The organism is Pseudomonas veronii (assembly GCF_002028325.1).
In the GTDB taxonomy this organism is placed as follows: Bacteria; Pseudomonadota; Gammaproteobacteria; order Pseudomonadales; family Pseudomonadaceae; genus Aquipseudomonas; species Aquipseudomonas veronii.
This window is the reverse complement of sequence record NZ_CP018420.1, coordinates 5,105,719-5,130,163: the sequence shown is the minus strand read 5'-3', so window position 1 is coordinate 5,130,163 and position 24,445 is coordinate 5,105,719. Positions and strand designations below refer to the sequence as shown.

Genomic DNA, 24,445 nt, shown 5'->3' with positions numbered 1-24,445 from the left:
CATCTTGATTTGCGTCAACGGGGAGCGGCGCTATGCCACATGGCCTTTTAGTGGCCCATTAGCCAGTGCTGATGTGGGCCGGGCAAGGTCCAGATACCGAACAGAATCACCAGCACGCCGCCGGCGGTACGCACACTGCGTTTGCGCAATAATGCCGTGACGCGTTCGGCGGCCAGCCCGGTCGCCAGCAGCACTGGCCAGGTACCCAGGCCGAACGCCAGCATCAGCACCGCACTGTCCAGCGCATTGCCTTGGCTGGCGGCCCACAGCAGGGTGCTGTAGACCAACCCGCACGGCAACCAGCCCCACAGCGCGCCCAACAGCAGGGCGCGGGGCAGGCTGGACACCGGCAACAAACGGTTGGCAACCGGCTGGATGTGCCGCCACAGGCCGCGACCGAGGCTTTCGATGCGGGTGAGGCCGCTCCACCAGCCGGCCAGGTACAGGCCCATGCTGATCAGCAGCAGGCCGGCCAGCACGCGCATGAACATCGCCGCCGGGCTGTTGGCCACGGCCCAGCCGGCCAGGCCGATCAGCAGGCCGGCGGTGGCGTAGCTGAGGATGCGCCCCAGGTTGTACGCGAGCAGCAGGCGGAACCTGCGGCTGCGTTGCTCCTTGGGGATCGCCAGGGTCAGCGCACCCATCAGGCCGCCGCACATGCCCAGGCAATGGCCGCCCCCCAGCAGGCCAAGGATCAGCGCGGAGACCAGCAGCGGCGCCAGATCAAGCATGGGGTGGATCTTTCGGGTCGGTCGGGGGCTCGGGGCTGTTGGCCTCGTCGACGGCGGCCAGGTGGTTTGGGTCCTGATCGTCGAACAGCACGCTGTGGGCCGGGCCGTCGAGGTCGTCGTACTGGCCGCTGTCCACCGCCCAGAAGAAGATGTAGATGGCGATGGCCACAATCAGCAGCGCCGCCGGAATCATCACGTATAAAGCTGGCATCTGCGCTCCATGCCCGCGCGGCTCAAGCCGGCAACGGGCGGGTTACTGAGGGGGTGCTGGCGGTCGGCGCGCTCGGCAGGCGAGTCAGGCGCAGGGCGTTTAGCACCACGGTCAACGAACTGAGGGACATGCCGACCGCGGCCCAGATCGGCGTGATCCAGCCGAGCGCGGCAAACGGCAGCATAAGGCCATTGTACAGCCCGGCCCACAGCAGATTCTCCATGATCACCCGACGGGTGCGCCGCGCCAAGGTAAACGCTTGCACCAGGGCGTCGAGGCGGTTGGACAGCAGCACCGCGTCGGCGCTGGTTTTTGCCAGGTCGGTGGCCGAGCCCATGGCCACGCTGATATCGGCGGCGGCCAGCACCGGCACATCGTTCACCCCGTCGCCGAGCATCAGCACTTTGCGCCCTTCTTTGTGCAGTTGTTGCAGCACTTGCAGCTTGTCATCGGGGCGCAGGCCGCCGTGGGCTTCGTCGATGCCCAGTTCGGCGGCGACGCTGGCGACCATCGGCGAACTGTCGCCCGACAGCAGCAGCGTGCGCCAGCCGCGTGCCTTGCAGGCCGCCAGCAGGGCCGGGGCGTCGCTGCGCAGGCGGTCATCCAGGACGAACCAGGCGAGGGCGCCGTCGCGGTCGCCCAACAGCAGCCATTGCCCGGCTTCATCCGGCGCGGCGGGGATCGGGCAGCCGCTGAGTTCACACACATAGCCCGGTTGGCCGATGCGCAGTTGCCGTTCGCCCACCCAGCCTTCCAGGCCGAGGCCGGGGGCACTGAGCACTTCGTCGGCGGCCAGGGGCGCGCGCCCGAAGGCGCGGGCGATCGGGTGTTCTGAGCGATTTTCCAGGGCGGCGGCGAGGCCCAGGCACTGGTCGCTGTTCAACGCTCCCAGGGGGCGGATCGCACGCAGCGCCAGGCGCCCTTCGGTGAGGGTGCCGGTCTTGTCGAAAATCACCGTGTCGATCTGGTTCAGGCCTTCCAGCACATGGCCGCGGGTCAGCAGCAGGCCGAGTTTGTGCAGGGTGCCGGTGGCGGCCGTCAGGGCGGTCGGCGTGGCCAGCGACAGCGCGCACGGGCAGGTCGCCACCAGCATTGCCAGGACGATCCAGAACGCCCGCGACGCGTCCAACTGCCACCACAACAGGCCGATCAGCACGGCGGCGACCAGCGAGCCGAGCAGGAACCACTGTGCGGCGCGATCGGCGATTTGCGCCAGGTGCGGTTTCTCGGCCTGGGCCCGCTCCAGCAGGCGCACGATGGCGGACAGGCGTGTGTCATGGCCCAGGGCGCGCACTTCGACGGTCAGCGCGCCCTCGACGTTGAGGGTGCCGGCCGTTACCGCATCGCCGACTTGACGCGGTTGCGGTAGGTATTCGCCGGTGAGCAGGGATTCGTCGATGCTCGACTGGCCGTCGAGAATCACCCCGTCCGCCGGCAGCACGGCACCGGGATGAACCAGCACGCGGTCGCCCAGGGCCAGCTCGGGGAGCAGGATGCGTTCGCTCTGGCCTTCAGCGTTCAAACGCAGGCATGAGGCAGGCAGCAGGTTGACCAACTGCGCGGTAGCGGCGGCCGTGCGTTCGCGGGCCCGCCGCTCCAGGTAGCGGCCGGCCAGCAGGAACAGCGCGAACATGCCCACCGCATCGAAATACAGTTCACCGACGCCGGTGATCGCGGTCCAGATGCCGGCCAGGTAAGCCCCGCCAATGGCCAGGGATACCGACACGTCCATGGTCAGGTGGCGGGTGCGCAGGTCGCGCATGGCGCCCTTGAAAAACGGCGCACAGCTGTAGAACACGATGGGCGTGGTCAGAAACATCGCGACCCAGCGCAGGATGACGTGCAGTTCGGCGCTGAGGTCGATATTGAATTCCGGCCAGGTGGCCATGGTCGCCATCATCGCCTGGAACCACAGCAACCCGGCAACGCCGAGTTGGCGCAAGGCCAGACGGTTTTCGCCGGCCAATTGCTCGGCGGCGCGATCTGCCTGATAGGGGTGGGCGGCGTAACCGATATGGCGCAGCTCACTGAGCAGTTGGCTCAGCGGCAGTTGCCCGTCGGCCCAGCGTACCTGCAGGCGATGGTTGGACAGGTTCAGGCGCGCCTCGGCCACGGCGGGCAGGCTGCGCAGGTGTTTTTCGATCAGCCAGCCACAGGCCGCGCAACTGATGCCTTCCATCAACAGCGTGGCTTCGGCCAGTTCGCCATCGTGGCGCACGAAGGGTTTTTGCACATCGGCGCGGTCGTACAGCGCCAGTTCGTCGACCAATTGCACCGGCAGTGCCTCGGGGTTGGCCGAGGCTTCGCTGCGGTGCTGGTAATAGCTTTCCAACCCGCCCGCCACGATCGCTTCGGCCACGGCCTGGCAGCCCGGGCAGCAGAGTTCGCGGCGCTCGCCGAGGATCACGGCGGTGAAGCGGCTACCGGGTGGAACGGGCAGGGCGCAGTGGTAGCAGGGGGTTGGGGTGGTCATGGCGTTAGATCTTTGGTGGCGGGTAGGGCCTCATCGCGGGCAAGCCCGCTCCCACAGTGGATCGCGGTGTCCATGTGGGAGCGGGCTTGCCCGCGATGCGTGAAGCGCAGCCTGTTTACTTCTTCAGGTCTTCAGCACCCTGCAGCGGTTCATCCCCGAGCAGCAAGTCCTTGTCGTGGTTGACCTGTTCTTCTTCGAACAAGCGCCAGGTCCTGTCGCCTTCCACGCCGAGCAGTTCGACGAAGCGCCGACCTTCGACCTTGTCGGTGACCTGGCCGATGTAGCGACCGGGTTCGCTGTCGCTGCGGGCCAGGTTGATCTTGCGGTCCTTCTCGGGCTGAGTCGGCGAAATCAGGTTCAGTTCCAGGGTGCTCGGGTTGCTGTAGCCGGTGAGGCGCAGTTCGACTTCACCGGTCAGCTCATCCAGATGCACCTTGGCGCGCAGTTGCAGGGTCTGGGCCAGGCGTTCGCGGTCCAGGGAGCGGTTGATGCCTTTGCCGGCCTCGTAGTAGTTGTCGTTGACCAGATTGTCCGGGTTGTTCACTGCAATGGTCACCATGGACAAGGTCAAGGTCACCGAGCAAGCCAGGATACCAATGATGATCCAGGGCCAGAGGTGCTTGTACCAGGGGCTTGCGGCAGTGGCTACGGGCATTGTTCAGCTCTCTCGTTAACGAACTTGTGGGCCGATGAATCGGCTCTTGGCTTCAATGTGGACGCTGGCGTCATCGGCATCCTTGAGGATGAATTTCACCTCGTTGGTGCTCGACGGCAATTGCTCCGGCGCACTCGACAGTTCGACCGGCATGCTGACGATGTCGCCGGCAGCCACCTTGATTTCGCGGCGGCCTTGCAGCTTGAGGTCCGGCAGCCCGGCAGCATCAAGCACATACGTGTGGTCGCGCTGGTCTTTGTTCATGATTTTCAGGCTGTAGACGTTCTCGATCCGTCCTTCAGCGTTTTCGCGGTACAGCACACGGTCTTTGCTGACGTCGAAACCCACCAGCGGACGCATGAAAAATGCCGTGGCCAACAGGCTCATCATCGCCAGCAATACCAGCGCATAGCCGATCAGGCGCGGACGCAGCTTGTGGGTTTTCTGCCCCGACAGGTTGTGCTCGGTGGTGTAGCTGATCAGGCCGCGCGGGTAATCCATCTTGTCCATGATGTTGTCGCAGGCGTCGATACACGCGGCGCAGCCGATGCATTCGATCTGCAGGCCATCGCGGATGTCGATGCCGGTCGGGCACACCTGCACGCACATTGTGCAATCGATGCAATCGCCGAGGCCCTGGGCCTTGTAGTCGGCGCCTTTTTTACGTGGGCCACGCACTTCGCCACGACGTGGGTCGTAGGAGACGATCAGGGTGTCTTTGTCGAACATCACGCTTTGGAAGCGCGCATAGGGGCACATGTAGATGCACACCTGCTCGCGCAGCCAGCCGGCGTTGCCGTAGGTGGCGAGGGTGAAGAAACCGACCCAGAAATACGACCAGCCATCGGCCTGGCCGGTGAAGAAGTCGAACACCAGTTCGCGGATCGGCGAGAAATAACCGACGAAGGTCATGCCGGTGACAAAACCGATCAGCAGCCACAGCGTGTGTTTGCTGAACTTGCGCAGGAACTTGTTGGCGCCCATCGGCGCCTTGTCCAGCTTGATGCGCTGGTTACGGTCGCCTTCGGTGACTTTTTCGCACCACATGAAGATCCACGTCCACACGCTTTGCGGGCAGGTATACCCGCACCAGATGCGCCCGGCGTACACCGTGATGAAGAACAGGCCAAAGGCCGCGACGATCAGGATGCCCGAGAGGAGGATGAAGTCCTGGGGCCAGAAGGTCGCACCGAAAATGAAGAACTTACGTTCCGGCAGGTCCCACCACACGGCCTGGTGGCCACCCCAGTTCAGCCACACCGTGCCGAAGTAGAGCAGGAACAGACCGGCGCCGCCAAGCATGCGCAGGTTGCGGAACAGGCCCGTGAAGGCGCGGGTGTAGATTTTCTCTCGCGACGCGTAGAGGTCGACACCGTTGTTGGAGTTTTTGGCAGGTGGAGTAACGTCTTGTACCGGTATTTGCTTGCTCATCATTGCATCCCACGGCGGTGGAGATTTGCCTCGGCCAGTACGTGCCGGTCGGGGTCAAATGAAGGGTCTTGCAGTGGCGTAATGATACGCCCCCGATGACGCGCAAAGGGTGCGACCTTTGGTCGCGTTGGGGGAAATCAATTGATGGTGTAGGTGACGTGGATCAATTGACTTGTGAAGTATGGACGGTTTTTGCGCGTGGAGCGGTCATTCGTCCCATGGGTTAACCCATGAACCAGAGCAATAGCGGCGATCAACGCATCGATTTCATTGGCCCGTATAGCTGCCAGAAAAAAGCCCCGCCAGTTTGTACTGTACGGGGCTTTTGTGTTTCTGATGAAGCTTACTGCTCTTGAGCCTTCTTATCCCCATGGGACAAGCTGTAAACATATGCGGCCAGCAAATGCACCTTGTCGTTACCTTGCAGTAGTTCCTGTGCAGGCATCTGGCCCTGGCGGCCGTAACGGATGGTCTGCTGCAGTTGGGCGAAGCTTGAACCGTAGATGAACGCGCCCGGGTGAGTCAGGTCGGGTGCGCCCATGGCGGGTGTGCCTTTACCGGCCGGGCCGTGGCAGGCCACGCAGTTGGCGGCGAAGAGTTTCCCGCCGTTGGCCACATCGGCCTTGGCGCCTTCCGGCAGTTTGCGGCCGTCGAGGTTGGTCACCACGAAGCCCGCCACGTCGGCCACGCCTTGTTCGCCGATGACTTCGGCCCAGGCCGGCATCACCGCGTGGCGGCCTTTCATGATGGTTTCCTTGATGGTCGCGGGCTCGCCGCCCCAGCGCCAGTCGGCGTCGGTCAGGTTAGGGAAGCCGTAGGCTCCCTTGGCGTCCGAACCGTGGCATACCGAGCAGTTGGAGGCAAACAGACGGCCGCCCATCTTCAGGGCCTGCGGGTCTTTGGCAACCTCCTCAATCGGCATCGCGGCGAATTTGGCGAAGATCGGCCCGAACTTGGCGTCCGACCTGGCCATTTCCTTTTCCCACTCATGCACGCCGGTCCAGCCGGTCTGGCCGTTGGCGAAGGCGGTCTGCTTGTCGTTGTCGAGGTAGTTGTAGCCCGGCAGCAGGCCTTTCCAATTGCCCAGGCCGGGGTACAGCACCAGGTAGCCGAGGGCGAAGACGATGGTGCCGACGAACAGCATGAACCACCATTTCGGCAGTGGGTTGTCGTACTCCTCGATACCGTCGAACGAGTGGCCGACAGTCTCGTCCGTTTGCTCGGCGCGCTGGCCCTTGCGGGTCGACAGCAGCAGCCAGGTCAGGGCGAAAATGGTACCCAGACTGAGGACTGTGACGTACAGACTCCAGAACGTAGTCATTCTTTGTTACTCCTAGAAGCTTGCTCGACGTGCTTGATGGCTTCGGGGTCATCCGCAAAGGGCAGCATGGTTGCGTCGTCAAACTCCGACTTGCGCTTGGGGCTGAACACCCACAGCGCCAGGCCGATAAAGGCCACCATCACGACAACGGTGCCCAGGCCACGAATCATCCCGATATCCATGAAGAATCACCGTTTGCTTTTGATGATGGTGCCAAGGCCTTGCAGGTAGGCCACCAATGCGTCCATTTCGGTCTTGCCCTTCACGGCTGCGGCTGCACCGGCGATGTCTTCGTCGGTGTAGGGCACGCCCAGGGTGCGCAAGACTTCCATCTTCTTCGCGGTGTCCTTGCCGTCGAGCTTGTTTTCCACGAGGAACGGGTACGCCGGCATTTTCGACTCAGGCACAACGTTGCGCGGGTTGTACAAGTGCGCGCGTTGCCAGTCATCGGAGTAGCGTCCGCCGACACGGGCCAGGTCCGGCCCGGTGCGCTTGGAACCCCACAGGAACGGGTGGTCCCACACGCTTTCACCGGCCACGGAGTAGTGGCCATAACGTTCGGTTTCGGCGCGGAACGGACGGATCATCTGCGAGTGGCAGCCGACACAGCCGTTGGCGATGTAGATGTCGCGGCCTTCCAGTTCAAGGGCGGTACGCGGTTTCATGCCTTCGACCGGCTTGTTGGTCACGTCCTGGAAGAACAGCGGAACGATCTGGGTCAGGCCGCCGATACTCACGGCGATGACCATGAAGAAGGCCAGCAGGCCGATATTCTTCTCGACTACTTCGTGCTTCATCAGTGGGCTCCCACAACGGCGATCTTGGCGGCGGCTTCGGCTTCTGCAGGGTCGGAGGCACGCACGGTGCGCCAGACGTTGTAGGCCATGAACAGCATGCCGGAGGCAAAGAACGCGCCACCCAGGGCACGGACGATGTAGCCCGGGTGGCTGGCTTGCAGCGCTTCGACGAAGGAGTAGGTGAGGGTGCCGTCATCGTTGATCGCACGCCACATCAGGCCTTGGGTAATGCCGTTGACCCACATCGAGGCGATGTAGAGCACGGTGCCGATGGTGGCCAGCCAGAAGTGCGTATTGATCAACCCAACGCTGTGCATCTGCGCACGCCCGAAGATTTTCGGGATCATGTGGTACAGCGCGCCGATGGAGATCATCGCTACCCAGCCGAGCGCGCCGGCGTGTACGTGGCCAATGGTCCAGTCGGTGTAGTGCGACAGCGAGTTGACGGTCTTGATGGCCATCATCGGCCCTTCGAAGGTCGACATGCCGTAGAACGCCAGCGAGACGACCAGGAAGCGCAGGATCGGGTCGGTGCGCAGCTTATGCCAGGCGCCCGAGAGGGTCATCATGCCGTTGATCATGCCGCCCCAACTTGGCGCCAGCAGGATGATCGACATCGCCATGCCCAACGACTGTGCCCAATCCGGCAGCGCGGTGTAGTGCAGGTGGTGCGGACCGGCCCAGATGTACAGGGTGATCAGCGCCCAGAAGTGGACGATGGACAGACGGTAAGAGTAGATGGGACGTTCGGCCTGTTTCGGCACGAAGTAGTACATCATCCCCAGGAAACCGGTGGTGAGGAAGAACCCCACGGCGTTGTGGCCGTACCACCACTGGATCATCGCATCCGTCGCTCCGGCGTAGGCCGAATAGGACTTGAACAGGGTGACCGGCAACGACGCATGGTTGACGATGTGCAGCATCGCCGTCACCAGGATGAAGGCACCGTAGAACCAGTTACCCACATAGATGTGCTTGGTCTTGCGCTTGGCGATGGTGCCGAAGAACACCACCGCGTAGATCACCCAGACAATCGCGAGCAAAATGGCGATGGGCCATTCCAGCTCGGCGTATTCCTTGGTGGTGGTGTAGCCCAGCGGCAACGAGATGCCGGCCCCGACGATCACGGCTTGCCATCCCCAGAAGGTGAAGGCGGCGAGGCCGTCGGAAATCAGTCGCGTCTGGCAGGTTCGCTGCACGACATAGTAGGAGGTGGCAAATAATGCACATCCGCCGAAGGCGAAAATCACCAGGTTAGTGTGCAGCGGGCGTAGGCGGCCGAAGGTCGTCCATGGCAAGCCGAAATTCAATTCCGGCCAGACCAGTTGCGAGGCGATGAAGACCCCGAGCCCCATGCCAAGGATCCCCCAGACCACCGTCATGATGGCGAACTGGCGGACTACCTTATAGTTATAAGCAGTCGGACTGATTGCTGTGCTCATTCTAAGGTTCCACGGTTTAGGTTTTTTTATAGGTAAAAATCGGTCGCAAGTATGTAGAAACCGAGGTGCCATTGCAACGCAAGGGTGACCTGTGTCAATGCGTGCCACGCCAGATTCTGCGCCCTTTCCATGTTTGATGTAAGGACAAAGTCCGAAATCAAAAACTGATCGATCGGACAGGAATTTTTGCGTGACGCGTCGGCGGGTGACTCGCTGTGTGTCGACACGCTGCTGAAGCGATGAACGGTCAGTGGCACGACAGCCGGTCGCTGCCAGCCTTTGCGCCTGTCATCCCTGCAGAAGTGTGCAACCCAGCGCGTGCAAGTCGACCGTCGACCGGTCTGTACCGATCCGCTGTGCAGACAAGCGTAGACCCGAATGGCAGGAGGGGAAAGCAGTGCTTTGGAAGGGTGCGACACTTGGTCGCGTAGGAAGGTTGAGCTACCGCCCCCGGATCAGGGGCGGCAGTTCAGGGGTGGAGCGTTACTCTGCCTGGCGTTGCGGCGTTGCGCCGTCAGCGTTGTGGGAGAGGCTGTAAACATAAGCGGCCAGCAGGTGAACCTTGTCATTGCCTTGCAGCACTTCCTGCGCCGGCATCTGGCCTTGGCGGCCGTGGCGAATGGTTTGCTGCAACTGCGCCAGGCTGGTGCCGTAGATAAAGCCGCTTGGCGCGGTCAGGTTCGGCGCGCCCATGGCTTCGACACCGTGGCCTTGCGGACCGTGGCAGGCCACGCAGGTGGTGTTGAACGTGGCTTGGCCGGCGACCAGGTCGGCGCCGCTGTCGGCTGGCAGTGGCAGCTTGGCCAGGTCGTGACGCACATAGGCGGCGACGTTTTTCACACCGTCTTCGCCCAGCACTTCGCCCCAGGCCGGCATCGCCGCGTGGCGACCGCCCATGATGGTGGTCTTGATCGCCTCGGCGGAACCGCCCCAGCGCCAGTTATTGTCCGCCAGGTTCGGGAAGCCATACGCGCCCTTGGCATCCGAGCCGTGGCACACCGCGCAGTTGGAGGCGAACAGGCGCCCGCCCATTTTCAGCGCTTGTGGGTCTTTGGCGACTTCTTCCACTGGCATGGCCGAGAATTTGGCGAAGATCGGCCCGAACTTGGCGTCGGCCTTGGCCATTTCCTTGTCCCATTCCTTGGTCGAGGTCCAGCCGCCTTCATAGCCCGGCAGGACGCCTTTCCAGTTGCCCAGGCCCGGGTAGAGGATCAAGTAGCCGACGGCGAACAGCAGGGTGCCGGCGAACAGCATGAACCACCACTGAGGCAGCGGGTTGTCGTATTCCTCAATGCCGTCGAAGGCGTGGCCCATGGTCTGGTCGACACTGCCCTTGGTCTCGCCCTTGCGGGTGCCGAACAGCAGCCAGGTCAGGCCGATCAGGCTGCCGATGGTCAGTACGCAGATCCATGTACTCCAGAAGGTAGTCATGGCCGATTGCTCCTTGTTGCAGGCGCTTCTTGAGCGTCGGATGGGGTGGCGGTGGGTTCGTCGGCAAACGGCAGCAGGCGTGCCTGCTCGAATTCCGCATTGCGTCGGTTGTTGAATACCCACAGCGAGAGGCCGATAAAGGCGATGGCGACGACTAGCGTGCCGAGGCCGCGGATGGTGCCCGCATCGAATTCAAATCCCATGGCTCACCTCTTGCTCTTGATGGCGGTGCCGAGGACTTGCAGGTACGAAACCAGCGCGTCGATCTCGGTCTTGCCCTTGAGGCTGGCCACTGCGCCGTTGATGTCGTCGTCGGTGTAGGGCACGCCGAGGGTACGCATCACTTTGAGCTTGGCTTCGGTGTGGCTGCTGTCGAGCGGTGCCGTCACCAGCCATGGGTAGGCCGGCATTTTCGACTCAGGCACTACGTTGCGCGGGTTGTACAAGTGCGCGCGGTGCCAGTCGTCCGAGTAGCGTGCGCCGACGCGCGCCAGGTCTGGCCCGGTACGCTTGGAGCCCCACAGGAACGGGTGATCCCAGACGCTTTCGCCCGCAACCGAGTAGTGCCCGTAGCGCTCGGTCTCGGCACGGAACGGACGGATCATCTGCGAGTGGCACTGTACGCAACCTTCGCGGATGTAGATGTCGCGGCCTTCCAGTTGCAGCGCGGTGTAGGGCTTCATGCCTTCCACCGGTTTGTTGGTCACGTCCTGGAAGAACAGCGGGACGATCTGGGTCAGGCCGCCGATGCTCACGGCAAGCACCATCAGCAGCATCAGCAGGCCGACGTTCTTTTCAATCGTTTCGTGTTTCATCACTGACTCCTCAGGCCGTCTGCGCGGCAGGGGTGGCTTCGACAGGTTGTGCCGAGCGCACGGTGCGCCATGTGTTGTAAGCCATCAGCAACATGCCGCTGAGGAACACCGCACCGCCCACCAGTCGCACGACGAAGCCAGGGTGGCTGGCCACCAGGGTTTCGACGAAGGAGTAGGTCAAGGTGCCGTCTTCGTTGATCGCACGCCACATCAGGCCCTGGGCGATGCCGTTGACCCACATCGAGGCGATGTAGAGCACGGTGCCGATGGTGGCCAGCCAGAAGTGCGCGTTGATCAGGCCGACGCTGTACATCTGCTCGCGGCCGAAGACTTTCGGGATCATGTGATACAGCGCGCCGATGGAGATCATCGCCACCCAGCCGAGCGCGCCGGCGTGTACGTGGCCGATGGTCCAGTCGGTGTAGTGCGACAGCGAGTTGACGGTCTTGATGGCCATCATCGGCCCTTCGAACGTCGACATGCCGTAGAACGCCAGCGAGACGACCAGGAAGCGCAGGATCGGGTCGCTGCGCAGCTTATGCCAGGCGCCCGAGAGGGTCATCATGCCGTTGATCATGCCGCCCCAGCTTGGCGCCAGCAGCACCAGGGACATCACCATGCCCAACGACTGTGCCCAGTCCGGCAACGCGGTGTAGTGCAGGTGGTGCGGACCGGCCCAGATGTACAGGGTGATCAGCGCCCAGAAGTGGACGATGGATAGGCGATAGGAATACACCGGACGTTCGGCTTGCTTGGGTACGAAGTAGTACATCATCCCGAGGAAGCCGGCAGTCAGGAAGAAACCTACTGCGTTATGCCCATACCACCACTGCACCATGGCATCCGTCGCACCGCCGTACAGCGAGTAGGACTTGGTCAGGCTGACCGGGATTTCCAGGTTGTTGACGATATGCAGGATGGCCACGGTGATGATGAACGCACCGAAGAACCAGTTACCGACATAGATGTGCTTGGTATTGCGCTTGGCCACAGTGCCGAAGAACACAATGGCATAAGCCACCCAGACGATAGTGATCAGGATGTCGATCGGCCATTCCAGCTCGGCGTATTCCTTGGAACTGGTGTAACCCAGTGGCAAGGTGATCGCTGCCAGGACAATGACCAGTTGCCAGCCCCAAAAGCAGAACTGCGCGACTTTCGGCGCGAACAGCTGGGTTTGGCAGGTGCGCTGCACCGAGTAGAAGGAGCTGGCAAACAGCGCACAACCCCCGAAGGCGAAGATCACCGCGTTGGTGTGCAGCGGGCGCAAGCGGCCAAAGCTGGTCCAAGGCAAGTCGAAGTTGAGTGCAGGCCACACCAATTGAGCCGCGAGAAAAACCCCGAGCCCCATGCCGACGATGCCCCACACCACCGTCATAATCGCGAATTGGCGGACCACCTTGTAGTTATAGGCGGTACTTAAAGTAGTGTTCATGGTTCCCCATCCACGGTTCAACCCAAGCAGATGCGACACTTGGGCTGGAGTTATAGGCAGACTAAAAAGCGAGGTAAGCATGGGCAAAGAGCACAAGGCCAGTATTGACGGGGATCAATGGGCACGGTGTGTGCAGGAGCATGGCTGGCTGTGGGATATCGCCTCGGGTGCGTCAGCGCATACGCCTGTGACGCTGATCCTGGCCCACGGTGCCGGCGCACCGATGGACTCATCTTTCATGAACGACATGGCTGCGCGCCTTGCCAGGCATGGCGTCAATGTGGTGCGCTTTGAGTTTCCCTACATGGCCCAGCGCCGGTTGGACGGGGGCAAACGCCCGCCCAACCCGGCGCCGAAACTGCTGGAAAGCTGGCGCGAGGTGTATGCCGAGGTGCGACGCCATGCCGCTGGGAAACTGGCCATTGGTGGCAAGTCCATGGGCGGGCGCATGGCCAGTTTGCTCGCCGATGAATTGGAGGCCGATGCCTTGGTGTGCCTGGGCTATCCGTTCTATGCGGTGGGCAAGCCGGAAAAGCCGCGAGTCGCGCATTTGGCCGGGTTGAACACGCCGACATTGATTGTGCAGGGCGAACGCGATGCCTTGGGTAATCGAGCCGCGGTGCAGGGGTATGACTTGTCACCGAGCATCGAGGTGCTGTGGCTGGCGGCGGGGGATCATGATTTGAAACCGTTGAAGGCTTCAGGGTTCAGCCATGAGCAGCATTTGGAGGCGGCGGCGGTGCAAGTGGCTCAGTTTATCGGCGCCTGTTAGAGCGCTATCGGGGGCAAGCCCCCTCCCACATGAGGTGTACACGGTTAAATGTGGGAGGAAACAAGCCCTCTCCCACATTCGACCGCATTCCAAGGTGTGTACACGGTTAAATGTGGGAAGGAACAAGCCCTCTCCCACATTCGACTGCATTCCAAGGTATGTACGCGGTTAAATGTGGGAGGGGGCTTGCCCCCGATAGCGGTTTAACGGTTAAAACGCTCTACCAGCGAATACTGAGTATTGGCGGTAACAGTAAGCTCTTCACTCAACTGCGCCGAGTTCAATGCCTGTTCCGAGGTCTGGTCCGCCAACAGCGCGATGGTGCTGATATTGCGGCTGATCTCTTCGGCCACCGAGCTTTGCTCTTCCGTGGCGGCGGCGATCTGGGTGGTCATGTCGGTGATGTTGGCCACCGCTTCGCTGATGCCCACCAGTGCCTGGTCCGCTTCCATCACCCGCGCCACGCCTTCTTCGGCCTGGCGATGCCCGGCGTCCATGGTTTGTACGGCAGCGGCGGCGGTCTGCTGCAGCTTGGCGATCAGGGTATGGATCTGCCCGGTCGATTCAGCGGTACGCTGCGCCAATTGGCGGACTTCATCGGCGACCACCGCAAAACCACGGCCCATCTCACCGGCACGCGCCGCTTCGATCGCGGCGTTCAAGGCCAGCAGGTTGGTCTGGTCGGCGATGCCTTTGATCACGTCGACCACGCCGCCGATTTCATCGCTGTCCTTGGCCAGTTGGGTGACCGTCACGCCCGTCTCGCCAACCGCGGCCGACAGCCGCTGAATCGCCTCGCGGGTTTCCCCGGCGATATCGCGGCCGCGCCCGGTCAGGCGATTGGCTTCCTGGGTGGCATCGGCCGTGCGCTGCACATGGCTGGCGACTTCCTGGGTGGTCGCCGCCATCTGGTTGACCGCGGTAGCCACTTGTTCGGTTTCCACACGCTGGCGTTCCAGGCCGCTGGAGCTGTTGTGCGCCAGGGTGTTGGACTGCGCGGCCTGCTCGTTGAGGTGTTCGGCGGTGTCCTGCAAGCGCGTGAGACAGGTCTTCAGACGTGCCTCTTGGCTGAGGATCGACATTTCCAGTCGCGCCTGGGCGCCACGGCTGTCGGTATACATCTGCGCGATCAACGGGTCGGAGGTGGTCTGTTCGGCCAGGCGCAGCAAACGCTTGAGGCCGCGCTGTTGCCAGCTCAGGCCCAGCAGGCCCAGCGGCACCGACAACCCTGCCGCGAGGGCAAAGCCCCATTGAGAATTGAGCGATGCGCCAATCATGAAGCTCAACTGGCTGACCAGAATAAATGGCAGCCAGTCCTGCAGCACCGGCAGCCACTTGTCCCGCCGGGGAATGGCGGGCTTGCCCTGATTGATGCGGTGGTAGAGCGCTTCGGCCCGGCGGACCTGCTCGGCGGTGGGCTTGACGCGCACCGATTCATAGCCGATCACCTGGTTGCCATCGAACACCGGCGTTACATAGGCGTTGACCCAGTAGTGATCGCCGGTTTTGCAGCGGTTCTTGACGATGCCCATCCATGGCAAGCCTTGCTTGAGCGTGGACCACATGTGTGCGAACACAGCCGCCGGAACGTCCGGGTGGCGTACCAGGTTATGCGGGGCACGCACCAGTTCGTCGCGGGAGAAACCACTGATTTCGACGAAAGCGTCGTTGCAATAAGTGATGACACCCTTGGCATCTGTGGTGGAGATCAACCGTTGCTGAGCGGGGAAGGTACGTTCGCGCTGGGTAACGGGTTGGTTATTACGCATGGTTATTCAATCCGCAAGGCTTTCAAGGGGTATCGGCGGTGGCGATCATTTATTTAACTTATTTTCGTAATAATCAGCCGGCGAGCATTGGGTAGGAAAACAGTCCGAAATGCAGCAAATTCAGGCCGAAATGCGTGGCAATTGCCGCACCCAGGCCGCCAAAACGATAAGCAAGGCCATAACCGGCCCCGGCGATGCTGGCCAGCAGCACCCACTGCCAGCCCGCGCTCAGGTGCGCCAGGCCGAACAGCAGCGAGGCCAGCAGCAATGCGAGGTTTTCGCCGTAGGGCAAGTGTTTGAGGCGCTGGCTCAGGCCGCCCTGAATGTAGCCGCGAAACAGCGCTTCTTCCACCAGCGTCACCAGCAACAGGTTATTCAGCACCCACAGCCACGCCTGCTCCGGCCACTTCGGCGCCCAACTGATGATCCCCAGCAACGCCGCGCCGCCCAGCGCCGCCATGGCCGTCAGCGCCAGCGCCAGGGCGGTGACGCAGATCGACAGGCGCAATGAACGCCGCGCCACAATCCACGGGCAGGCCAGCAGCAGCCAGAAACCGATCAGTGGTTTGTCTTGGTTGAGGTACATCGAGAAGGGCACGGCATCGGCGCTGAAACGCTGGGGGGCGATACCACGCCCGTTGTAGAACCCCGGTAGCCAGTGCATCGCCAGGCCCAAGGCCAAGACGATGAACAACCCGTGGCCGACGTAGCGCGCCCACGGGGTACGTTGTTGGCGTACCGCATACCCGGCGATCAACAACAGCGCCACGGAGATGGCCGCGAGCACACCCAGTTGGCCGTAGAGCAACGCCAGTGCATAGCCGATGGACAGGAGGACGAGATACACCCAGGGCAATGCGGTCATGTGACATCCTTGGAAAAAACTGCTCGGTAGTATAGCGAGTGGGTTCCGGCGCCAAAATGAAAATGCCGTCACGCGAAAAGGGCGCTGTCGGAGCGATTGCAAAATATGTCGGCGGTTGGTTATAGTCGCCGCGTCTTCACCTCCTCAAAAGATCAGCCCATGCCTGCATTCCTGTGCATAGCGGTAGTCGATTCAGCGTCCAGCGCTGTGGTCGTGCCGTGCGGGAACCTGCAGCCTGCGCAGATCAGCCACTACCCCCCACCTGTCAGTAGCACGCCGGTGTACGCAGTCGTATCACCGCCGGGTGTTGGCATTTCGGGCTGATCAGCTGATTGCTGTTGCCCTATGCCCGCCTGAAAAAAACCTACTGAGTTTCAGCCTTGCTTGGCTGAATCGGCTTTTTTGCCTGATTACAGGTGGTAACCATGTCTGTTATGTCGAAACAATCCGTGGCCGCGGCGGCCTCGACGAGCCTGTTCGTATTGCTGTGGAGCAGCGGGGCGATTTTCTCCAAGTTGGGCCTGGCCCATGCGTCGCCCTTTGCCTTTTTGCTGATCCGTTTTGCCATCGCCCTGGCGGGGCTGGTGATGCTGGTACCGATCCTCAAGCTGAAACTGCCACAACCCGGCAAGCCGCTGTGGTATGCGGCGGCGACGGGGCTGGTGTTGTTGGGGGCGTACCAGATTTTCTATCTGCTGGCCCTGGACCTCAACGTCACGCCGGGGATGATGGCGACCATCATGGGCGTGCAGCCGATCCTGACCGTGGTGCTGATGGAGCGCCAGCGTTCCTGGCGCCGGATGTTCGGTCTGGGCCTGGGGTTGGCCGGCTTGATCATGGTGGTGTACCAAGGCATCGGGTTGTCGCGGATGTCCCTGGCCGGGATGCTGTTCGGTTTGCTGGCCCTGGCAAGCATGACCTTCGGCTCGATCATGCAGAAGCGCATCACCGATAACCCGTTGGGCACGCTGCCCGTGCAATACCTGGCCGGGTTGGTGTTGTGCTCGGTGTTCGTGCCGTTCCAGCCGTTCCACTTTGAACACACCGCCAGTTTTTACCTGCCGGTGCTGTGGATGGGCCTGGTGGTGTCGCTGCTGGCGACGCTGTTGCTGTACCGCCTGATCGCCCGCGGCAACCTGGTCAATGTCACCAGCCTGTTCTACCTGGTGCCGGCGGTGACGGCGGTGATGGATTACCTGATCTTCGGCAATCGGCTCGCGTGGTTGAGCTTACTGGGGATGGGGTTGATCATCATTGGTCTGGTTTTTGTGTTCCGTCAACGCTAACCAGCGGACACGCTGTAGGGGCAGGCATGCTCCTACAGCGCTTTGGCCAATTTCCCTGGCCGCAACACCAACCACAATGCCCCCGCGATCAATATCCCGCCATACAGATGCGCCATCGACAGCGGCTCATCCAGCAGCAACGCGCCCCACAGCACCCCGAACGGTGGGATCAGGAACGTGGTGGTCATCGATCGCACCGGGCCAATGGCTGTCAGCAGGCGAAAGTACAGGACGTAGGCTAACGCCGTACACATCAGCCCCAACCCGAGCAACGACAACCACACGTGCCAACCGCCCCAGCTTGCCGGCGGATGAACGATGGCGCTGTAGGCAAACAGCGGCAGCAGGAACAAGGTCGCGCCGAGCATGCTGCCCAGGGCCGCGAGCCGACTGTCGAGCCCGCCGCGCTGATCCAGCCAGCGGCGCGCGAGAAACCCGGCAAAGCCGTAGCAAGTGGTGGCCAACAAGCAGGCCAACGCGCCCATCAACAATTCCAGGTCAAACGCCACCGGCCCGGCGCGGGTCAGCACGCCCACGCCAAACAGGCCCAGGCACACCCCGGCGACTTTCGATGGCGTCAGGCGTTCGCTGAAAAACAATCCGCCAATCAGCACGCCCATTAACGGCGTGGTGGCATTGAAGATCGCCGAGTAACCCGCCGGCAACACCTGGGCCGCCACGGAGTACAGGGTCGCGGGTATGCCGGAGTTGATCACGCCCAGCAGCAGGATGGTCTTGAACTTGCCTTGGAAGTCCCAGTTCACGCGCATCACCGCGAGCATCACCAGCAACCCGGCGGCGGCAATCGACACGCGGAAGAACGCGGTCGGCAGCGTGCCGATTTCCGGGGCGATAATACGCATGAACAGGAAACTCGCGCCCCAGATCGCGGCCAGCCCCAGCAGGTATAGGGTGTCGACAGGTCTCACGGAAAACTCCTACATCAATCGGACGGCGAGTGTTGCCCAGCGCCCGGCTCGACACAATCGCTGATTACCGGAAAAACCGCGTCACCGGCCTCTGCTGGCCAATTTGCGCGGGGGGCAGCGCTGAGTGTTTCCAACAACGCCCATCAATCGGCGAAATGAACGAAAGTCCACAAGCCAACATGCTAAATGACTGCTTCTCCTGCCTGCATTCACTGGCTAAGCTCTGGGCTTCCAGATACCCGTCCGAGGTTTCCCGCATGTCGCAGCGCACACCCGCCCTCGCTATCGCCCAGATGATCCTCGATGGCTTCGACGATTACCGCGAGCACTTCCGCCAGATCACCGATGGTGCCCGTGAACGTTTCGAAAAGGCCCAGTGGCAGCAGGGCCAGGCGGCTTCGGCGGCGCGTATCAACCTGTATGAGGAGAAAGTCAGCGAAGTGACGAGCCGCCTGCGGGCGAGCTTCGATGACGCCACCCTGATGGACATCGAGGCCTGGCCGTTGGTGAAAAGCGCCTACATCGGCCTGATCGACCTGCGCTTTGACGATGAGCTGTCCGAGACCTGGTACAACTCGATCTTCTGTGGCCTGTTCAGCCATGACCTGATCAGTGACGGCTGCATGTTCGTCCACACCACGCGGCCGAGCCTGCGCCGGGCGAGGGCGGCGCAAACCCGGGTCTACACCCCAGTCGGCAAAATTTCCGACATGCTGGCGCAGATTTTCGCTGATTACAGCTTCAGCGAGCCCTACGCGGACCTGCCGGCCGACCTGCGCCGCCTCGAAGTGCAACTGCGCGAGAACCTGCCGGACTGGGTGTGCAAGGACCCTGAGCTGAAGGTCGAGCTGTTTTCCTCGGTGCTCTACCGCAACAAGGGTGCCTACCTTGTCGGACGCATCTACACCCGCGACGAGCAGTGGCCCCTCGTGATTCCGCTGCTGCACCGCGAAGGGCAGGGCATCCAGATCGACGCGCTGATCACCGACGAAGCCGATGTGTCGATCATTTTTTCCTTCACCCGCTCCTACTTCATGGTCGACGTGCCGGTGCCGGCGGAGTTCATCGGCTTCCTCAAGCGCATCCTGCCGGGCAAGCACATTGCCGAGCTGTACACCTCGATCGGCTTCTACAAGCACGGCAAGTCGGAATTCTATCGCGCGCTGATCAACCACCTGGCCACCACCGACGATCAGTTCATCATGGCTCCCGGTATCCGCGGCATGGTCATGAGCGTGTTTACGTTGCCGGGCTTCAACACGGTGTTCAAGATCATCAAGGACCGCTTCTCGCCGTCGAAAAACGTCAGCCGCGCCACCGTGATCGAGAAGTACCGCCTGGTCAAAAGCGTCGACCGCGTCGGGCGCATGGCCGATACCCAGGAGTTCGCCGATTTTCGCTTTCCGTTGAGCAAGTTCGAGCCCGAGTGCCTGGCCGAATTGCTCGACGTGGCCGCCAGCACCGTTGCCGTCGAAGGCGACACCGTGCTGATCCGCCACTGCTGGACCGAACGGCGCATGACCCCGCTCAACCTCTACCTCGACAACGCCAGCCCCGCCCAGGAGCGCGAAGCCTTGGAAGACTATGGCCTGGCGATCAAGCAACTGGCGGCGGCGAACATTTTCCCCGGCGACATGCTGCTGAAGAACTTCGGCGTCACCCGCCACGGCCGTGTGGTGTTCTACGACTACGACGAGATCTGCTACCTCACCGAAGCCAACTTCCGCCACATCCCCGCGCCCCGCACGCCGGAGGATGAAATGGCCTCGGAGCCCTGGTACTCCATCGGCCCGCTGGATGTGTTCCCCGAAGAGTTCCCGCCGTTCCTGTTCGCCGACGCCGGCCAGCGCAAGCTGTTCGATCAACTGCACGGCGAGTTGTACGATGCTGACTACTGGAAGGGCCTGCAGGACGCGATTCGCGCCGGAAAGGTCATTGATGTGTTTCCATACCGGCGCAAGGAGCGCGAGAACGAATGAGGGGCGCGCATGCCGGCGGTTTTCTGCGACAATCCGCCCCCTGCATAAATAGACGACCAAAACGCACCTGATGACTGACCAAGCGCCCGCTATCGACCAACTGCTGAAAAACCTCGATCACGCCATGCTCGCCGACCGCCACCGTTTGCGGCGGCAGTTGCTCGAGCTGCGCAAGAAGCCCGATGAGGAGAAGCTGGCGCAGTGGGTGACGCGCATGCAGGCGTCCTGCGCCCAGGTCACGGCGCGGCGCGCCAGCCTGCCGCTGATCCGCTACGACGACAGCCTGCCGATCGCCGCCAAGCGCGACGAAATCAAGGCGGCGTTGCTCAAGCATCAGGTGCTGATCATCGCCGGCGAGACCGGTTCGGGTAAGACCACCCAGTTGCCGAAAATCTGCCTGGAGATCGGTCGCGGCCAATACGGCCTGATCGGCCACACCCAGCCGCGTCGGATCGCAGCGCGCAGCGTCGCCAGCCGGGTTGCCGAAGAGTTGGCCACGCCGCTCGGCGCACTGGTCGGTTATCAGGTGCGCTTCGAAGACCAGAGTGATTCCAACACCCTGATCAAGCTGATGACCGACGGCATCCTGCTGGCGGAAACCCAGAACGACCGCTACCTCGAACGCTACGACACGATCATCGTCGACGAAGCCCACGAACGCAGCCTGAACATCGACTTCCTGCTCGGCTACCTGAAAACCCTGTTGCCGCGTCGCCCGGACCTGAAAGTCATCATCACCTCGGCCACCATCGACCTGGAGCGCTTCTCCAAGCATTTCGACGATGCGCCGATTGTCGAAGTGTCGGGCCGCACCTTCCCGGTGGACACCTGGTATCGCCCGCTGACCCTGGAACAGGACGAGGAGGGCAACCGCGTCGAGGACGACTTGACCGTCGACCAGGCGATCCTCGCCACCCTCGATGAAATCGCCGCCTACGAGCGCAGCGAGCGGCGCAGCCCTGGCGACGTGCTGGTGTTCCTGCCGGGCGAGCGCGAGATTCGCGATGCCGCCGACATGCTGCGCAAGGCCCAGCTCAAGCACACCGAGATTTTGCCGCTGTATGCGCGCCTGTCACCGGCCGAACAGCAGCGCATTTTCCAGTCCCACCCGGGCCGGCGCGTGGTGCTGGCGACCAACGTCGCCGAAACCTCGCTGACCGTGCCGGGCATTCGTTATGTGATCGACAGCGGCACCGCGCGCATCAGCCGCTACAGCTACCGCGCCAAGGTGCAGCGTCTGCCCATCGAGGCGATCTCCCAGGCCAGCGCCAACCAGCGTAAAGGCCGCTGCGGCCGGGTCGAGCCGGGGATTTGCATCCGGCTGTACAGCGAAGAAGACTTTATCGGCCGTCCGGAATTTACCGACCCGGAGATCCTGCGCACCAACCTGGCGGCTGTGATCCTGCAGATGCTGCACCTGCGCCTGGGCGAAATCAGCGACTTCCCGTTTATCGAACCGCCGGACGGCAAGGCCATCAGCGATGGTTTCAACCTGCTGCAAGAACTGTCGGCGGTCGACCGCAACAGCCAACTGACCCCGCTGGGCCGCCAGTTGGCGCGCCTGCCGGTGGACCCGCGCATGGGCCGCATGCTGCTCGAAGCCGCCAAGCTGGGCAGCCTGCAGGAAGTGCTGATCGTGGCCAGCGCCATGTCGATCCAGGACCCGCGCGAGCGCCCGCCGGAACGCCAACAGGCCGCCGACCAGGCCCACGCACAATGGAAGGACGCCGATTCGGACTTCGCCGGGCTGGTCAATCTGTGGCGTGGCTTTGAAGAGCAGCGCCAGGAACTGACCGCCAGCCCGCTGCGCAACTGGTGTCGCAAGAACTTCCTCAACTACCTGCGCCTGCGCGAGTGGCGCGATTCCCATCGCCAGTTGAGCCTGATCTGCCGCGACATGCAGCTGACCGTCAACAAGGACCCGGCCGACTTCGCGAAACTGCACAAAGCCGTACTGTCGGGCCTGCTCAGTCAGATCGGGCAGAAAACCGAAGACGGCGATTACCTCGGTGCGCGTCAGCGGCGCTTCTGGATTCACCCGTCGTCGGGCATCGGCAAGAAACGTCCGCAGTGGCTGATGACCGCCGAGCTGGTCGAAACCACCAAGCTGTACGCACGCATGGTGGCGAAGATCGATGCCGACTGGATCGAACCGCTGGCCGGGCACCTGATCAAGAAAAACCACTTCGAACCGCATTGGGAGAAGAAGCGCGGCCAAGTGGTGGCGTTCGAGCAGATCACCCTGTTCGGGCTGATCGTGGTCGGGCGCCGGCCGGTGCATTACGGGCCGGTCGACCCAGTGGTGTCGCGCGAGTTGTTTATCCGCGAAGGCCTGGTGCGCGGCGAGATTCAGTCCCGGGCCAAGTGCCTGATCGCCAACCAGCAACTGCTGGAGCAGCTCGACGAGCTGGAAGCCAAGGCGCGTCGGCGCGACATCCTGGCCGACGAAGAGACGCTGTACGCGTTCTACGATGCGCGCTTGCCGGCGGAGATCCACCAGACCGCGACGTTCGACAGCTGGTACAAGGTCAACAGCCAGAAAGACCCGCAATTGCTGATCATGCGCGAGGAAGACGTGCTGGCCCGCGACGCCAGCGAAGTCACCGCCGCGCATTACCCGGACACCCTGCACCTGGGCGATCTGGCGCTGGCCTTGAGTTACCACTTCGAACCCAACCACCCGCGTGACGGCGTGACCTTGCGCGTGCCGGCGCCGCTGTTGCCGGCCTTGCCCGCCGAACGCCTGGAATGGCTGGTGCCGGGGGTGATCGAAGCCAAGTGCATCGCCCTGGTGCGCAACCTGCCCAAGGCCCTGCGCAAGAATTTCGTGCCGGTGCCGGACTTCGTCAGGGCCGCCCTGCAACGTATCGAATTCGCCCAGGGCTCGCTGCCCCAGGCGCTGGGGCGCGAACTGCTGCGCATGACCGGCGCGCGCGTCAGCGATGAAGCCTGGGCCGAGGCCGCGCAGCAGGTGGAAAGCCACCTGAAGATGAACCTGGAAGTGGTCGACGGCCAGGGCAAGTTTCTCGGCGAAGGCCGCGACCTGGCCGAACTGACCGCGCGCTTTGCCGAGGCCAGCCAGGCCGCGTTGGCCGTGCCGCAGACGGCAAAAAGCCAACAGCCGGTGGAAGCCAAGGTGTTCGCGGCGGTGGCCGAGAAGACCCAGCAAAAGATCGCCGGGCTGTCGATGACGGTGTACCCGGCGCTGGTGGAAGAAAACGGCACGGTCAAGGAAGGACGTTTCTCCACCGCCGCCGAGGCCGAGTTCCAGCACCGTCGCGCCTTGCAGCGCCTGCTGATGCAGCAATTGGCCGAACCGGCAAAATTCCTGCGCGGCAAATTGCCCGGCCTGACCGAGCTGGGCCTGATGTACCGCGAACTGGGGCGCATCGAGGCGCTGGTGGAAGATATTTTGCTGGCCAGCCTCGACAGCTGCGTGCTGGAAGGCGAAGCCAGCCTGCCGCGTGACGGCGCCGGGCTGGCGGCGCTGGCCGAGCGCAAGCGTGGCGGCTGGACCGAACACGCCGAGCGCCTGGCGCGCTTGACCCTGGACGTATTGAAACTCTGGCACGGCCTGCAAAAGCGCTTCAAAGGCAAGATCGACCTGGCCCAGGCGGTGGCCTTGAACGATATCAAGCTGCAACTGAGCAATCTGGTTTATCCCGGCTTTGTGCGCGAAACTCCGGCGCAGTGGTTCAAGGAGTTGCCGCGTTTCCTCAAGGCGATCGAGCTGCGTCTGGAAAAACTGCCCAGCCAGGTGCAAAAAGATCGGGTGTGGAGCGGCGAGCTGGCGGGCCTGTGGGCGCAGTACCAGAACCGTTTGAACAAGCATGCCCAGGAAGGCAAGCACGACCCCCAGCTAGCGCTCTATCGCTGGTGGTTGGAGGAATATCGGGTGTCGTTGTTTGCCCAGCAGTTGGGCACCCGGGTGCCGATTTCCGACAAGCGCCTGAGCAAGCAATGGAGCCTGGTCGAAGCGTAATCACACCAATGGGCAATGGCGCTTATCCGGGATATGGCGCCAAATCCCCAGGGTTGTGGCAAACTTCGCGGTTATAAATGCCGGGAGCGTCGTGATGGGCTGGTGTGCAGCCGCGGCGCGA

Annotated in this window: 20 protein-coding genes; 4 read left to right on the top strand and 16 right to left on the bottom strand. The window is 62.5% G+C overall.

Annotated features, from left to right (window positions below):
- Window positions 1-47: 47 nt before the first annotated feature.
- From PverR02_RS23345 to ccoN (PverR02_RS23285), 13 genes are all read right to left on the bottom strand, one after another.
- Window positions 48-731 carry a sulfite exporter TauE/SafE family protein gene (locus tag PverR02_RS23345; protein ID WP_046382455.1) on the bottom strand — a complete coding sequence of 228 codons (684 nt, stop codon included), beginning with the start codon at window positions 729-731 and terminating at the stop codon, window positions 48-50.
- Entirely contained in the window at window positions 724-942 is a 219-nt protein-coding gene (ccoS, locus tag PverR02_RS23340) for a cbb3-type cytochrome oxidase assembly protein CcoS (RefSeq protein ID WP_046382456.1), read from the bottom strand. The genes PverR02_RS23345 and ccoS overlap by 8 nt, the downstream gene beginning before the upstream one ends.
- Window positions 943-964: 22 nt before the next feature.
- On the bottom strand, window positions 965-3,415 hold the full coding sequence (locus PverR02_RS23335; protein ID WP_079444493.1) for a heavy metal translocating P-type ATPase: 2,451 nt from the start codon (window positions 3,413-3,415) through the stop codon (window positions 965-967).
- Window positions 3,416-3,530: 115 nt separating this feature from the next.
- A complete protein-coding gene (locus PverR02_RS23330; RefSeq protein ID WP_079444492.1) occupies window positions 3,531-4,070 on the bottom strand; it encodes a FixH family protein in 540 nt (179 codons plus the stop codon).
- 15 nt (window positions 4,071-4,085) lie between these two features.
- Window positions 4,086-5,501, bottom strand: coding sequence for a cytochrome c oxidase accessory protein CcoG (gene ccoG, locus PverR02_RS23325; protein ID WP_017845256.1), 1,416 nt, complete (start codon window positions 5,499-5,501; stop codon window positions 4,086-4,088).
- A 343-nt stretch (window positions 5,502-5,844) separates the two neighbouring features.
- A complete protein-coding gene (gene ccoP, locus PverR02_RS23320) occupies window positions 5,845-6,822 on the bottom strand; it encodes a cytochrome-c oxidase, cbb3-type subunit III (protein ID WP_017845257.1) in 978 nt (325 codons plus the stop codon).
- Complete coding sequence (locus PverR02_RS23315; RefSeq protein ID WP_016775513.1) at window positions 6,819-7,004, bottom strand: CcoQ/FixQ family Cbb3-type cytochrome c oxidase assembly chaperone; 186 nt, start codon at window positions 7,002-7,004, stop codon at window positions 6,819-6,821. The genes ccoP (PverR02_RS23320) and PverR02_RS23315 overlap by 4 nt, the downstream gene beginning before the upstream one ends.
- A gap of 6 nt (window positions 7,005-7,010) precedes the next feature.
- Window positions 7,011-7,619: a cytochrome-c oxidase, cbb3-type subunit II gene (gene ccoO, locus PverR02_RS23310; protein ID WP_017845258.1), complete on the bottom strand. Its 609-nt coding sequence runs from the start codon at window positions 7,617-7,619 to the stop codon at window positions 7,011-7,013.
- Window positions 7,619-9,061, bottom strand: a complete 1,443-nt coding sequence (gene ccoN, locus PverR02_RS23305) for a cytochrome-c oxidase, cbb3-type subunit I (protein WP_017845259.1) — start codon at window positions 9,059-9,061, stop codon at window positions 7,619-7,621. The genes ccoO (PverR02_RS23310) and ccoN (PverR02_RS23305) overlap by 1 nt, the downstream gene beginning before the upstream one ends.
- A gap of 483 nt (window positions 9,062-9,544) precedes the next feature.
- Entirely contained in the window at window positions 9,545-10,492 is a 948-nt protein-coding gene (gene ccoP, locus PverR02_RS23300; protein WP_017845260.1) for a cytochrome-c oxidase, cbb3-type subunit III, read from the bottom strand.
- Window positions 10,489-10,695: a cbb3-type cytochrome oxidase subunit 3 gene (locus tag PverR02_RS23295; RefSeq protein WP_017845261.1), complete on the bottom strand. Its 207-nt coding sequence runs from the start codon at window positions 10,693-10,695 to the stop codon at window positions 10,489-10,491. Before PverR02_RS23295 ends, ccoP (PverR02_RS23300) begins: the two co-directional genes overlap by 4 nt.
- Before the next feature lie 3 nt (window positions 10,696-10,698).
- A complete protein-coding gene (ccoO, locus tag PverR02_RS23290; RefSeq protein WP_017845262.1) occupies window positions 10,699-11,307 on the bottom strand; it encodes a cytochrome-c oxidase, cbb3-type subunit II in 609 nt (202 codons plus the stop codon).
- 10 nt (window positions 11,308-11,317) lie between these two features.
- On the bottom strand, window positions 11,318-12,742 hold the full coding sequence (gene ccoN, locus PverR02_RS23285; protein ID WP_017845263.1) for a cytochrome-c oxidase, cbb3-type subunit I: 1,425 nt from the start codon (window positions 12,740-12,742) through the stop codon (window positions 11,318-11,320).
- 79 nt (window positions 12,743-12,821) lie between these two features.
- Between ccoN (PverR02_RS23285) and PverR02_RS23280 the strand changes: the two genes are divergently transcribed.
- Window positions 12,822-13,514, top strand: a complete 693-nt coding sequence (locus PverR02_RS23280) for an alpha/beta family hydrolase (RefSeq protein ID WP_046382458.1) — start codon at window positions 12,822-12,824, stop codon at window positions 13,512-13,514.
- Window positions 13,515-13,717: 203 nt separating this feature from the next.
- On the opposite strand, the gene PverR02_RS23275 is transcribed toward PverR02_RS23280, so the two are convergent.
- Both PverR02_RS23275 and PverR02_RS23270 read right to left on the bottom strand, forming a co-directional pair.
- Entirely contained in the window at window positions 13,718-15,283 is a 1,566-nt protein-coding gene (locus tag PverR02_RS23275) for a methyl-accepting chemotaxis protein (RefSeq protein WP_079444491.1), read from the bottom strand.
- A 73-nt stretch (window positions 15,284-15,356) separates the two neighbouring features.
- Entirely contained in the window at window positions 15,357-16,148 is a 792-nt protein-coding gene (locus tag PverR02_RS23270; RefSeq protein ID WP_079444490.1) for a CPBP family intramembrane glutamic endopeptidase, read from the bottom strand.
- 425 nt (window positions 16,149-16,573) lie between these two features.
- Here PverR02_RS23270 and PverR02_RS23265 point away from each other — a divergent pair, with 425 nt between their 5' ends.
- Entirely contained in the window at window positions 16,574-17,434 is an 861-nt protein-coding gene (locus tag PverR02_RS23265) for a DMT family transporter (protein ID WP_057003831.1), read from the top strand.
- Window positions 17,435-17,466: 32 nt separating this feature from the next.
- On the opposite strand, the gene PverR02_RS23260 is transcribed toward PverR02_RS23265, so the two are convergent.
- Window positions 17,467-18,363, bottom strand: a complete 897-nt coding sequence (locus tag PverR02_RS23260) for a DMT family transporter (protein WP_079444489.1) — start codon at window positions 18,361-18,363, stop codon at window positions 17,467-17,469.
- Between the two features lie 257 nt (window positions 18,364-18,620).
- Here PverR02_RS23260 and aceK point away from each other — a divergent pair, with 257 nt between their 5' ends.
- Together aceK and hrpA are read left to right on the top strand one after the other, a co-directional pair.
- Window positions 18,621-20,342: a bifunctional isocitrate dehydrogenase kinase/phosphatase gene (gene aceK, locus PverR02_RS23255; protein ID WP_046489433.1), complete on the top strand. Its 1,722-nt coding sequence runs from the start codon at window positions 18,621-18,623 to the stop codon at window positions 20,340-20,342.
- A gap of 70 nt (window positions 20,343-20,412) precedes the next feature.
- Complete coding sequence (hrpA, locus tag PverR02_RS23250; protein WP_079444488.1) at window positions 20,413-24,324, top strand: ATP-dependent RNA helicase HrpA; 3,912 nt, start codon at window positions 20,413-20,415, stop codon at window positions 24,322-24,324.
- Window positions 24,325-24,445 lie beyond the last annotated feature (121 nt).

Excerpts from the sequence above, each read along its gene's own strand:
- PverR02_RS23330 (WP_079444492.1), bottom strand. The coding sequence starts at position 4,070 with ATGCCCGTAGCCACTGCCGCAAGCCCCTGGTACAAGCACCTCTGGCCC.
- PverR02_RS23295 (WP_017845261.1), bottom strand. The coding sequence starts at position 10,695 with ATGGGATTTGAATTCGATGCGGGCACCATCCGCGGCCTCGGCACGCTA.
- ccoS (WP_046382456.1), bottom strand. The coding sequence starts at position 942 with ATGCCAGCTTTATACGTGATGATTCCGGCGGCGCTGCTGATTGTGGCC.
- PverR02_RS23345 (WP_046382455.1), bottom strand. The coding sequence starts at position 731 with ATGCTTGATCTGGCGCCGCTGCTGGTCTCCGCGCTGATCCTTGGCCTG.
- PverR02_RS23265 (WP_057003831.1), top strand. The coding sequence starts at position 16,574 with ATGTCTGTTATGTCGAAACAATCCGTGGCCGCGGCGGCCTCGACGAGC.
- ccoN (WP_017845263.1), bottom strand. The coding sequence starts at position 12,742 with ATGAACACTACTTTAAGTACCGCCTATAACTACAAGGTGGTCCGCCAA.
- hrpA (WP_079444488.1), top strand. The coding sequence starts at position 20,413 with ATGACTGACCAAGCGCCCGCTATCGACCAACTGCTGAAAAACCTCGAT.
- ccoP (WP_017845257.1), bottom strand. The coding sequence starts at position 6,822 with ATGACTACGTTCTGGAGTCTGTACGTCACAGTCCTCAGTCTGGGTACC.
- ccoP (WP_017845260.1), bottom strand. The coding sequence starts at position 10,492 with ATGACTACCTTCTGGAGTACATGGATCTGCGTACTGACCATCGGCAGC.
- ccoO (WP_017845258.1), bottom strand. The coding sequence starts at position 7,619 with ATGAAGCACGAAGTAGTCGAGAAGAATATCGGCCTGCTGGCCTTCTTC.
- aceK (WP_046489433.1), top strand. The coding sequence starts at position 18,621 with ATGTCGCAGCGCACACCCGCCCTCGCTATCGCCCAGATGATCCTCGAT.
- PverR02_RS23335 (WP_079444493.1), bottom strand. The coding sequence starts at position 3,415 with ATGACCACCCCAACCCCCTGCTACCACTGCGCCCTGCCCGTTCCACCC.
- PverR02_RS23270 (WP_079444490.1), bottom strand. The coding sequence starts at position 16,148 with ATGACCGCATTGCCCTGGGTGTATCTCGTCCTCCTGTCCATCGGCTAT.
- PverR02_RS23315 (WP_016775513.1), bottom strand. The coding sequence starts at position 7,004 with ATGGATATCGGGATGATTCGTGGCCTGGGCACCGTTGTCGTGATGGTG.
- PverR02_RS23275 (WP_079444491.1), bottom strand. The coding sequence starts at position 15,283 with ATGCGTAATAACCAACCCGTTACCCAGCGCGAACGTACCTTCCCCGCT.
- ccoN (WP_017845259.1), bottom strand. The coding sequence starts at position 9,061 with ATGAGCACAGCAATCAGTCCGACTGCTTATAACTATAAGGTAGTCCGC.
- ccoG (WP_017845256.1), bottom strand. The coding sequence starts at position 5,501 with ATGAGCAAGCAAATACCGGTACAAGACGTTACTCCACCTGCCAAAAAC.
- ccoO (WP_017845262.1), bottom strand. The coding sequence starts at position 11,307 with ATGAAACACGAAACGATTGAAAAGAACGTCGGCCTGCTGATGCTGCTG.
- PverR02_RS23280 (WP_046382458.1), top strand. The coding sequence starts at position 12,822 with ATGGGCAAAGAGCACAAGGCCAGTATTGACGGGGATCAATGGGCACGG.